The 12,696-nt window shown below is 34.9% G+C and carries 5 protein-coding genes; all 5 read right to left on the reverse strand.

The genetic code is table 11. The features are described from left to right. Positions 1-16 precede the first annotated feature (16 nt). On the reverse strand, positions 17-3,466 hold the full coding sequence (locus tag BST91_RS06700; RefSeq protein WP_085774901.1) for a hypothetical protein: 3,450 nt from the start codon (positions 3,464-3,466) through the stop codon (positions 17-19). 147 nt (positions 3,467-3,613) lie between these two features. After that, positions 3,614-4,435: a glycoside hydrolase family 16 protein gene (locus BST91_RS06705; protein ID WP_085774902.1), complete on the reverse strand. Its 822-nt coding sequence runs from the start codon at positions 4,433-4,435 to the stop codon at positions 3,614-3,616. A gap of 12 nt (positions 4,436-4,447) precedes the next feature. Next, positions 4,448-6,367, reverse strand: a complete 1,920-nt coding sequence (locus tag BST91_RS06710) for a carbohydrate-binding protein (RefSeq protein WP_211280414.1) — start codon at positions 6,365-6,367, stop codon at positions 4,448-4,450. A gap of 12 nt (positions 6,368-6,379) precedes the next feature. After that, positions 6,380-9,562 carry a glycoside hydrolase family 2 TIM barrel-domain containing protein gene (locus BST91_RS06715; protein ID WP_085774903.1) on the reverse strand — a complete coding sequence of 1,061 codons (3,183 nt, stop codon included), beginning with the start codon at positions 9,560-9,562 and terminating at the stop codon, positions 6,380-6,382. A 288-nt stretch (positions 9,563-9,850) separates the two neighbouring features. Beyond that, entirely contained in the window at positions 9,851-12,619 is a 2,769-nt protein-coding gene (locus tag BST91_RS06720; protein WP_085774904.1) for a ligand-binding sensor domain-containing protein, read from the reverse strand. Positions 12,620-12,696: the final 77 nt, after the last annotated feature.

A 12,696-nucleotide genomic window follows, 5' to 3' on the forward strand; every position in this document is an offset into this window, starting at 1 on the left:
AAGCGTAAAAACTATTCTATTTTAAATCTTCAAAAACATGTACTTCTATCATCTTCACGAGTCCTGATCGTTTAAAAATCTCACTACTGTGCTGTGCCGTAAGTTGTCTTTCACCGTGCTCAATAACATTACCATCAGACAGGTGTAGGCGAATGATATTTTCTTTACTCCTGTGGTAAATTACTGGTACTTGACAGTAGGTAAATGCGAGAGAATTTTTAGATATAGCTATAGATTGTGCCTCTTGACTTACATCTAAATAGTTAAATTCTGTACTTGAGGTGAGAAATTCGGCAGCTCTTAACAATTTTGGTTCAAATTGAATTTTACCATCTGTCACGAGGATACCTAACTCTCCTATTCTACAAAGTATATCTTCTTTTACTTGACCAGTCATCCCTGGTTGCTGTGCTCCTTTTGTTGCAGGTGTGTGAGAATACGGATCTGTAGGGAAAGCACCATATAATTGCGGTGTTTTATGAACTCCAATTCCTGCTTGAACTTCATAGTAATGATCTAGTAAAAGGCCTATAGTTTTAGGATCTATGTTTTCTTTTATGGCTGCTAAAACAGTTTCTTGAATAGCTAATAATAGCTTAGAAACCATATGCCAATAAATCGACCCTAAACCTTCATAACCAAAGAAGGTTCCCGATCTACCAGTAAATTCTTTATGATTAAACACCTCTTCAAAAATTTCCTCTAGTAAAGAAGACTCTTGATGTATCAACGGTGCATAGCTTTCATCTAGCTCTTTAATTGAATTTCTAAGGCTATCGACATTATTAAATTGTCCGCTAAAGTGAAAATCTCCAATTACATCCTGAGTAATGATTTGCTTGTTATTATTTTCTACTAGTTTTTGAAGCAATTGAGAAGATTCAACTAGATGTTTTGGAATAATGTTCTTATCAGTAAAACCTTTAAGCTCTTTGTTGGGATACAGTATATAGCTATATTGATCTACACGGAATAAAGAGCTTTGTTTTAAGGCATTTAGTACATCAAGTGACTCATGGGCATTCAAATATCCAGAGCTGAGCACTGCCACCTGACCTTCTAACATTTCTGATAAATAAGAAATTTCTATTTCATCACCCTTTATAGTCATCAAGTTATAGGCGTGGTATAAATTATCCTGACGCTTATTTGCTACGATACTATGATCTAAATATTTGAGTGAGATTTGTACAAATCTCTTTACCGTATCGGTTTTTACCTCAGTTTTATTACCTGAAAACCTTTGGTTATAAATTAAATGACGGTACTCACTTGCCGCAATACCTAGTTCATCAAGTATTAATTTCCTTGTTTTATTATCAATAGCTCCGTTAAGAACGTTCTCGTAATTGTTTAATGTGGTAAGCAGTGATTCAAAGTAAACAACAAATTCTTGCGAAAATGAATAGGCAACTTCTTCTGATTGATCTAGTATTTTATGAGTAAAGTTCAAAAACCTGCGTAAGTAATAGAGAGTTACCATACTTACACCATTACCTACTAGAGCATTATTTGCATCATTCCATTCTGGTCGCTGGGTATTTAACCATATTCCAGCTTCAGGAATGAAGTTTGACATTTTGGCCAGAACCGTTGCAAGTAATTTTTCTAAGAAATTAACCTTATAAATAGTTTCATTTTGGCTTTTTAATAAAGCCCCATCTACTCCTATTTCTAATCTTTGATTCTCTATATACTCTTGTGCCTTATGATCAAAATCAATCGTATCCTTAGGGTTTTTACAAATGTCTTGATAAGGTTTAATAACATAAGGTACGTTTGCGTACACGAATAATTCCTGAGTGAAATAACTGATTAATTCTCCTGGGTGATAATTTTCTTGAAACTCTAAAAATTTAAGTAAGTATATGATTTGATGATCGCCCCAATACCCTATGTAAGACCATGGGTCATCTTCTTCAATCGTTTCCCAATCAAATCCTCCTTTTGTTACTCGGTAAGGATTATAACCGTCAAACGTAGTAGCATTTAAAAATTTATGAATCATTCCTTCCATAAACTCAGGATAACTGTGTGCAAGCGCTTCCCAATTCTGGAAAATATCTCGCCAGTTGCCTTGATAGTCAAGAATCTTTGACCCATCTACTTCATCACGAGTATTGATTGAAAATTTATTCCATGGACGACTAGGGTCTCCATGCCTTCTACTGAATTTTAAAGGTAAATATTCTAAACACAGGCGTTTTAAATCTATATCGCTGGATTCATCTACAAACTGTTGTAAATCAAATAAGGTAAAAACACTAGGTAATTTTTCTATTTGCTCCTTTAGTGAAGCATAAACCTGTTTATTCGCTTCTTCCAGATAACTTTTAAAATCAAGTTTTTCAATGTTATAACCTTCATCAAAGATTCCACCACGCATGATGTTAAACATGGTATTTGCAAAATGTCTATTATTGATTAAAGGATCCTCAGTTAACTGTATTCCATCACTTGCGGCGGTTAACGCTATAAGTTGTTCAGTTCCTTTTTCAATTGAGCCAAGTATGTTTTGGTATAGGTTTTTATCAGATTCAATTTGTTGTGCAATTTCATGAACATCACCTATGGTTTTATCTACATCAGCAATAAACATCCATTCTTTGGATTCATTTGCTTCAAGATCAATGATGCTACCATTAAAATAGGCACCTTTTTCTGCCTTAATATCATACTCATTGAATAGACTTTTCCCTTTTCTAAAATCGTTGACTTGTCTATTAGAAAGTAAATAAGTTGCATTATCCAATCCTAGCGACCAACATATGTTTGCCATCAACGATTCACTAGGCTCCGCCTTATCTACGATTACAGCACTAAGAGTGAGTAATCCTATACCTGAATCTGCATGTAGCTCAGACCTTTTGTATGCATCAACTAGATTACTAGATGCTTTTTGTAAATCCTCTCCTACATTTGCTGGTAATAAATCCTGTAATCCATCAAGAATTTCACATTGTATTGCTGTTTCATTATGATTGAGTAGCTCTGATATTCTTATAAAACCAAATTGATCTGATGAGTTCCAGCTGTATTTAATGGTAAGGTTAAGATCATGATTAATTTCCTCAAACAGTACTTTATTACCGTATTTATTTTTATAAAGGTTTCTGGTAATCTTGTAGATACCTTCATACCTATCAGAAAATGGTTCCCACAGGTAGGTTTCATTCTCAATTGTGGCTTTTATGATCGTTTTACTGCCTGTAGAATCAGCGTTTCTGGTTATTTTATCATCTGTATAGTATGGAAACAAGGCGTGATCGCTATTCTTACGACCAGCTGTTAAACCTCCGTTACTAGATATAAACATCCAGTGATTGTAAGCGCTCACGATACTCATAAAGAATGGACGCATCGCATCTACATTACTAATTTTGTAGTAACTCTCACCATTTATATCAACAAGACTTCCCTTAACTTCCTTTTCTTTAAAAGAAATATTTTGACTTCCTAACTTCATTAACTAAATAATAATCAATATTTTACAAAAAACATTTTGGAACAATCGGCATGTAATCGTCCTAGTAGCTTCATATTGTTACGCTTTCGCGAAAGCGTAAAAACAAAAACTATCCTGCTTGAATTAAAAATTTATATTTCCTACCTGCTATTCATAAACACGTACATAATCGACTTCTAAAACCTGTGGAAAAACGGTACTAGAACTAGGCGATCCAACGAAAGATCCACCAACGGCCATATTTATAATGATATAAAATTCATTATCATTAAAAACCCACTCGCCAGGAACATCATCGGGAGTAATTTGATTATATAAAACATCATCTACATAATAATTGATGTAATCTGGACCCCATTCAATTCCAAAAACATGAAAATCTGTATCGAATCTTTCGGTCATTAAATCGTATGATTTTGAAATCGAATTTGCACCACTATAACCAGGGCCATGTACAGTCCCTAAAACTATGGTAGGATCTTGACCTCGATACTCCATGATATCAATTTCACCTATTTGTGGCCAAACTTGAGTTCCATTATTATCATCTCCTAATAACCAGAAAGCTGGCCAAATTCCTTGTCCCCATGGTAACTTCATACGAGCCTCAAATCTCCCAAAGGTTTTTTGAAACTTACCCTTTGTCAAAATACGTGCACTTGTATATCCAGAACCTTGAAAATTCTCTTGAAGAGCTGTTATTTTAAGAACTCCGTCTTCAACAATGACATTTTCTGCTCGATCTGTGTAATACTGTAATTCATTATTTCCCCATCCAGGGATGCCTTGCGCAGTTCCATCACCAATATTGTAATCCCAAAGGTTAGAATCTGGTGCACCAGGATTATCAAAATTATCCTCTAGCACTAATCTATTCATGGTAGTTACCTGCTGTTGATCATCCGATTCACAGGAATAAAAGGCTGCTACAAAAACAGCTGGTAATAAAATCTTCAAATATGTTTTCATAATTTGATCTTCTTAATTTCTAAAATAAATATTGTCTACAAAAACATCAGTTCCTTCAAATGGCTGTGCCACGATAATATATTGAGCAATATTGTCCCTATTTACTAATCCAGTAAAATCTGATAACGGTATGTCATGACTTACCCATTGACCGGTCGCTGGACTAGTGATGCTAACCTCGTGTTCTGTATCATCTCCACCTCCGAAAACTCCGTTAGCTCCAAAATCAACGAGTTTTATATTAAATTGAGTGTAACCTGCCGACCAAGTATCAATTCTAAAATGTGTCATTCCTGTTGCATCAATGGTGTTTGACGTAGTTTCAATTCCAGCAAAGCCTAGCGTAGCGTACTTTTTAACATCATCGCCAGCTATCACTTCATCAGTGAGCGTTGTTGCAGCAGATGACCAAGGAGTTCTAAATGTGTCCACAGGTACATTAGTATAGGCATTACTATAAAGCGATATTACATTACTACTAGGATCTACTGGAGTAGGTGCAGCAACTACTGGTGATGTAGGTACCGTATAATAATAAATATTATCAACAAAAAGATTTGAAATTGTACTATCTGAAACGAAGAAAATTAAACCTAACTGATCTCTTGATGCTAGTCCCGTAAAATTTGCCAAAGGCACATCAAAACCTACCCATTGGTTTTCTTGTAATTGATTACTACTTAATGTTACACTGCCAGAACTTTCATTACCACCTACGTTATTAATTAATTGAAGTCTAATAAAATCTCCTGGATCAATAGTTTCTCTTACTTGTAGATCAACGTGTATATGAGTCATTGAAGAAGCGTTTACAGTAGGAACATTAAGAAAGGTTCCTATACCTACAAAATTTAAATCTGTATATGTTATGACGTTATCACCACCAAAATTAGCTGGTGGAGCACCACCTTGAGTGGTCTGTCCATCTGGTGTAAAAAATCCATTATAGTAATCTACTGGAACATTGTTGTAAGCATCACTAAAAACTGATATTACATTACTAGGATCTCTTGTTGGGACAGGTGCACTAGTAAAATTTCCTAATGAATTGATCGTCAACGATCCTGCTGCATCAATTCCTGCAAGGCTTGCAGAAATAACAGTTGTTCCAGGTCCACTTACCATTGCAATTCCACTGGAATCAATTGTAGCAACACTGTTATCAGAAGATGAAAAATCAAAATATGCAGGTGCAGCTGTAACCATGATGTCTCCATTTGCTGAATTTAAAGTTTGAGTAAGTCCTCCAATAGGTAAATCACTACCAGTAAAAGAAGATGTCACTTGATCTTGTCCTTCTAAAATACGAGGTCGTGGTTGCGCTATGGTACCTAATTTTTCAAACTGTACCTCATCTACCCAAAAGGTGTAGGCATTTCCTCCAGTATCTTGTGTACCTGCACTGAACCAGAACATACCTCTTTCTTGAGTAAGTTTTGACGCATCAGGAATAGGGATCACAATTTTTTGCCAGGCTGTGCTCAGGCTCACATTAGTTCTAGCTACTCTAAATCGATCACCTTCAAAATCAACGCCAAATCCCATTTCACCTATTGCAACTCCTTGTGTTGCGCGAGCCCAAAATGTCAAAGCATCGTAACCACTTAAATCTCTAGGTCCAGCATCACTTCTAAATATAGCACCAGCAAAACTACCGTCTGGATCATTTGCATTAGGAACGTCTATTCTTATTGAAGAGTTACTTTCATATGCTACCTGATTATCGACTGAAAAAACATCTGGTTTTGCACCTTGAAATGGAAAGTAAAAATTGCTTCCCATTGCTACAAAATTATCAGTAAAAATCTCTCCTGTAGTTGGAAATCCAGCCTCAACAGCATCATCAGAAAGATCTCTTTCACAACTAATTAATACCATTATTAAAGCTAAAAAACTACCGATCGCTTTTAATTTATATACTCTATTTTTCATCATTTGCATTTTTTATTGACCTATGTTAATGTGAACGTACGTTCTGATTTCCCATTCTAAACCATCTGGAAAACCTACTGCGCTTATCGGATTAATTGGAGGGAAAGTATCTGCTGGAATAGCCGCTGGTGCATACCTTGGTGAGAATTCATTCAATGATCTCCAAGTTCCTCTTATACCTATACGAGTACTAGGTAATATAAACCAGTCTGGTTTACTGATACTAGTTGAAATATCCACCATAAATTGATAAGGAAATGTCAGGTTAAAATCTCGATGGTAATCGTATGGACCCCAATCGTTAAATTTTGCGTGAGCTTGTAGCATAAAGTTTTTATATATAGCTCGCAGATCACCACCATATCGTGTAATCAACCTGTCGCTATCACCATTTGCTTGACCATTACCATAATACCAGTTTGCGATCAAACCTAAATCAGGGCTCACCTTGGATACCATTCTAGAATGAATTTCCCATAAATCTTCAGCTGGTGCTGAATTAGGGAATATTAAGAAGGATCGATCTGCTTGAAATCCAATATGAGCATCCATAGTAGTAGGTAAGTGACGATAAACAAATCCTAAATTCATTGCAAACTTTGCATCTTCCGCTCTATCATTATCCCATTCATACATCCAAGTTCCTGGAGTTGGGTCATAAGTGAACAAAATTTCACCAGCGGTTGTTTCCCTATTACCATCTCTAACAACAAAAGGATCGTCTATCCAATTACGTAATCTTCCAGGTCCATCTACATCATTAGGCATGGCATCTATTAGTGGTTTACGCCACATGAAATTAGGCGCTATTTGAAAGTTTCCAACATTGTAAGCAATACCTGATAATACACTATTTTGATTCCCGCTACCGCTATCGATAAGTCTCCATCCTGTAAAAGTCTGAGTTTGATCAGATCCTGCATTGGCCACTAATCCCATTGTAGAGGCCATTCCGTACCATCTAAAATTGCCATTTTCATAAGTAAGCTTAAGTTTTCCACCCCAATTATCGGAAGATTGAATGCGGTCTTCAAAAACAGTATAATTACCTGAAGTTCCTGTTACATCTTGATAGCTTATACCATTAAGAGGACTTCCACCCCAAATTCCTCCTACAGTAATTCCTAATTTACCAACTTGTCTATTTACTGCAATCGTAGCACGCTCAGTAGGCCAAGGCGGTATAATACCACTACGAGCTTGCACAGGATCAATGACTCTTCTTCCAGTATTCGGATCAATATCAATATCACGTTCAAAATCACGTTGATAAACACCAGCTACATCCCATTTACCTAATTGTCTCCTGTATTTGAACATCATAGTAGGATTTGCTGCCCACCAAAGTTGCGGCCCAACAGCTGCTTTTAAACCTTCGAAAATTCCTTTTCCATCTATTTCAGCTCCAAGGAATTCTCCTCCATAAATATCAAGATTAGGTCCGTAGTTTGCTTCTCTATATAAATTAAAGAAATCTCCTTCATAACCCCAATGATAATGACCTGTTCTATAGAATCCCCTTAAATCAAAATCTTTGGCATTCCATTCAAATTCTGCTTGATAAATTTGGACTCTGTTTAAATCGTTTATATTGATTTCTTCGTCATTAGTATCATCAACCACAACAGGTCTTACCCGGTTTTCGTAGAATATTTCGTTAATTGGATTTTGAGCAACATTACCTGTGATGTTTACATTAACTTCTGCTCTCATATTGGCAGCTGGCTTTCCTTCAACTCCGACAAAGTAGGACTGCATGTGATCAAAGCCTAGTTGATTAGGTAAAGCATTACTATCAGGATCTGGATTGTCTGGTGTAGTAATTAGATCACCACCAGTATTAAATGTAGTGAACCTAGCACTTAGGTTACTTATTCTCAAAACCTGACCATCGCCTCCATTTCCGGCCGCAGCTTTATCGCCTCTAGCTTTCAAAACATATTCCATTAGATTTACTGATTTGAAATATTCAGATACAGTAATTAATGAAATACCTGGAGCATAAGGATTTAAATCATGTACATCTTTTAGAGCGTAGTAAGATGCTCTAGGATATAGTGTGTAAAAACCGCTCGCGTTAGGTCTACCTTTTGCACAAATCCCAAACCATTCTTCATTCATGTTTTTAGATCCATTTTTAGTATCTAATGTGTAACCACCAGCAGTCCAACTAGCTTCAGTGTTATGGATGTCTAAATCCTTAGTTTGTCCTCGTTTCCACCATCCATCACTGAACTGGAATGTAAATCCACCTATTGAGTTTTGAGCCTTACCTAAACCAGCAGCATTTTCATAAATTTCTTTCCAATTATTAACCATGTAATAAGCCTGCATCTTTTGATCTTCCTGCATTGCAATTGCATTAAAAGCATCTGATCCAAATTCTGAGAACATTAATGGTTTGCCAAGTTCATTCTTTACCCTTTCAAAAGCATCGGTAAAGGATACTCCACGATACATATTTGTTGCGTAAACATCTATATCTGGAGCATGTTCTGCGACTAATTCAAGGAATAACAAATCACCATTACAAATAGCGACAGGTTTGTTTGAGACTATTGATTTTATCTCGAGAACAGCCTCATTCATTAATGAATACATAGCCCTAGCTCTCTTTTTAATGGTTCCATCAGTTCCTACAGGAACATCTTCAGTTTCGGCGCCACCCCATGACAAACCGTAATTATTTTCATTACCTAACATGAACATTAATAATCCTGGCGTATCCTTAAATTCATTAGCAAGCTTTTTTACTTCATTTAGTAAGAACCGCTTTGTTTTAGGGTCGCTATATTCTGTGTTGGGCACCCAAACACCATCTATAGTTAAACCATACCTACCGAATGAATGATTTAGAAGGGTGTATATTCCATAATTCTCATATATATATGTTACCCATTTAGGTTGAATTCCACTATATACTCTTATGGTATTAACGTTCATATTTTGCAGCAACGACATCTCAGCATCAAGAGCTTCTTTGATAAAGTCATCCGGTTGTGACCAAAAATCATAAGAATAGTTTGCTCCAATCGGAACATAATCCCAATTCATACCATTTATCATAAAGGGTTGACCATCTACGGTAAGAGTTTGACCACTAGCATTTGAAACTAATTCGACCTTTTGATTTTGACCGTGTAATTGAAAAACCACAGCAAGTAAAAAGAATGTTAATATGAAGTTCTTATTCATGTAAAAATAATTTGGTTATGAATTGAAAACGTTTTCGTAAACGCTGTCATTAACAAACCGATAACGTTTACATCGATAAATGTAAAAGTTGTTTTAAAAAACAAAAGAAAATCACCTTTACTAAAATGCAACAAACATGCAATTGAAGAGTTACGCTTTCGCGAAAGCGTAAAAAATACTATCTAATTTATTTTCAGATACTTAAAATATTACAGACTGATAAAATTTGTGTATTTATAGATTTCTGTATAGGTAATGTTGTATTAAAATTACAGCAGATAGTATAATTTAAATATCAACAATATAACCTGACAAACTGATATCGCGGTCCAATCCCAACTTTTTACGCAAACGATATCGTTTAATCTCAACACTACGAGGAGAAATATTGAGTAAAGGAGCAATCTCTTTAGAAGATAAATTCAACCTCAAATAGACACATAAACGTAGATCACCAGAGGTTAAATTAGGATGCCGTTCTTTTATCTTTTTAAAGAAATCTTTATCAGCATTATTGAAGGCTTCCTCAAAGGTTATCCAATCTTGTTTACTGTTCAAGTTTTTATCTACCAAATTACGTAGTGACTTGGTTTCGGTTGCTTCAGGTAATTTAGACAACTGCGACTTAAGTTCATTAAGAGTTTCATTCTTTTTGATCATTGCCATAGTTGCCACAGCCAATTCTTTATTACGTAGTTCAATGTCGCCTCTAAGTTTTGAATTACGTAACTCAACAATTCGTTTTTCATTCTCAAGGTTTTTCAACTCGAGCTCTTGCTGTTGCTTTTGAAGGGCTGCATTCTTTTTACGCTTAAAATACCAAATGTAAAATCCATTTAATAAGCCAACTAATACGATGGTTAAGAGTACATAAATTACAATAGCAGTATTTGACAAATAACCTGGTCGTTGAATAGTAAAATTAAAAGACGCAGTATCCTCAAGGACTGCACCATTTATACGAGATTTAAGCTTAAAAGTATAATCTCCAAACGAAAGATTTTTAAGCTGTGTCGAAGCATTTGTTGACCAGGTAGACCATGATTCATCTTGTAATTTATAACTATATTCTACTTGATCTAAAATATTAAACGTAGGTACCGTATATCTAATGGATATCGTTCCTATATTATTATTAAAATCAATTCCATCAATTAAAGATCGGTATTTTTCTGAATTGTTATCTCTAGTAACCACCGAAGTAATTACTGGTTTATAATATTCATCTGAAGTATTTTCTGTATTCAAACTTAAATAACCGAAGCTTGTTCCTAGCAGATAATCATCATTCCCAATATGATGAATATTTTCATATCCTATTTTTTCTCTTCTAAAATTATATTGAAATGGAATTTCCTTTATAGAAAAGCTACCATTTATATCCTCGGTATCTATTTGAAAAATATTATTTTGATTGAACATCCATAGAAATCCATTTTCTTCCACTAGCGATGCCGACGTGTAATTAATGTCTTCAACTATTTTACTGAGTTTAGCATTAGGCCTGAAATTAGAATCGGTTCGCTTTTTTACATGAACAGATCCTCTTTTTGAGTATATAATATCTCCTTTGAAACTTATAATATCTGAACCAATTCCCTTTGGCAGGGTTTCAATTTTCTCAACTGATAATGCTGTGGTTAATGCGTCGTTTAAAGTAATCTTATAAACTCCTTTATATTCGTGATTAATAAAAACCGTATCGTCTGCATCAATGGCAATAGCTTTGGAACTGATCGAAAAGCCTTTAATTGGAGTTGACTCAAATCCAGACTCCTTACTTTCTAATAGATACAAACCTTTATAGCTACCAGATAAATACGTATTATCCTTTATTTTTAAGGTCTTCCAAAAACCGGTTGAAATTGAAATTGGAGTTACTTTATCTTCATCAACAACAAATAATCCAATATTATGATTACAGAATAATACACCATCAAGAAAGTCTAAGTTCCAAACTTGCCCTTGTGTTCCTTGCACAAACTTGAAGTTATCATTCCCTTTTTTAATAAATAGACCTTGATTGGTACCTACGTATAAATTATCCTCTAACTTAAAAGCAGTATGAACCGTACCTAATACTCCTTTGTAATCGTTGAAAACAGAAACCCCTGAATTAGGTTGTATAGTGCAAACGCCCTTGTCTAAACCTATCCATAGATGTTCTTTACTATCTTCAAATATGCTTAGACAGGTATTATTAAGCAAACCTAGTGCTTGATTTATTTGATAAAGTAATTCACCTTGCGGTGAAATAACCATCAATCCATTTGCTATAGTACCCAAAGCTATACTACCATTTTTAAGAAGAATTGCATCATAAACAGCAAGTCCTTCATTTATAGCGATCGAAGTCTTATTTGTTATTTGACCATCTTCTAATTGAAGTATTTCACCTTGTGAGGTAATCGCCTGTAGTGTATTGTTTTGTGTAAACAATTGAACAAAACCTATTGTACCTATGGCAGTAGAAGGATATTTAAGAACTGATGCTCCATTCTCCAGTTGATACAATCCTTTATTAAGGACTTGAAAATAGTAGTTGTTGCCTGTTTTAAAAAACTTATGAATCACCTCATCACTTACAATAGGTTTTATTCCACCAGTTTCAATATTGTAAACATAGATATGTGATAAAGATTGAAAAAGAATTTGATTACCTGCAGATTGAATGCTCCAGAACTCTTCGTCTTCTCCTAATTCAAGATTGCTTTTCTTGACAATAGAAGTGTATTCTAGCAGGCCTTTGTTATTCCTACTCCAATATCCAAAATCTCTATAACAACCTGTAAAAATGAGATCATCACGCACGTGAACAGACCTCATAATACTTTCATTAGGTGTTTTATAAAGGTTCCAGTGTGAACCATTATATTCTAGTAACCCTTGATTGTTTGCGGTATATATATAGCCTGACTTATCTTGGGTTATCATCCAATTTTGATTACCTGCTTGATAAGTTACAGGATCAAAATTTTGTATAGGTGGAAGTTCTTGAGCCCCTGAGAAGTGACTTATAATTAGAAAAAATAGTAAATACCTCTGTATAGTTTTCAAATTTGGAGCACTTTACCCAAATGTAATTAAAAAAACTATACAATTTCTTCTTCGTAAGCTGTTGATGATTATCCTCG

The sequence above is a fragment of the Nonlabens tegetincola genome (assembly GCF_002117085.1).
Classification (GTDB): domain Bacteria; phylum Bacteroidota; class Bacteroidia; order Flavobacteriales; family Flavobacteriaceae; genus Nonlabens; species Nonlabens tegetincola.

What these genes read in the sequence shown, in the direction of transcription:
- BST91_RS06705 (WP_085774902.1), bottom strand. Translation starts at nt 4,435, where the DNA reads ATGAAAACATATTTGAAGATTTTATTACCAGCTGTTTTTGTAGCAGCC.
- BST91_RS06715 (WP_085774903.1), bottom strand. Translation starts at nt 9,562, where the DNA reads ATGAATAAGAACTTCATATTAACATTCTTTTTACTTGCTGTGGTTTTT.
- BST91_RS06700 (WP_085774901.1), bottom strand. Translation starts at nt 3,466, where the DNA reads ATGAAGTTAGGAAGTCAAAATATTTCTTTTAAAGAAAAGGAAGTTAAG.
- BST91_RS06710 (WP_211280414.1), bottom strand. Translation starts at nt 6,367, where the DNA reads ATGAAAAATAGAGTATATAAATTAAAAGCGATCGGTAGTTTTTTAGCT.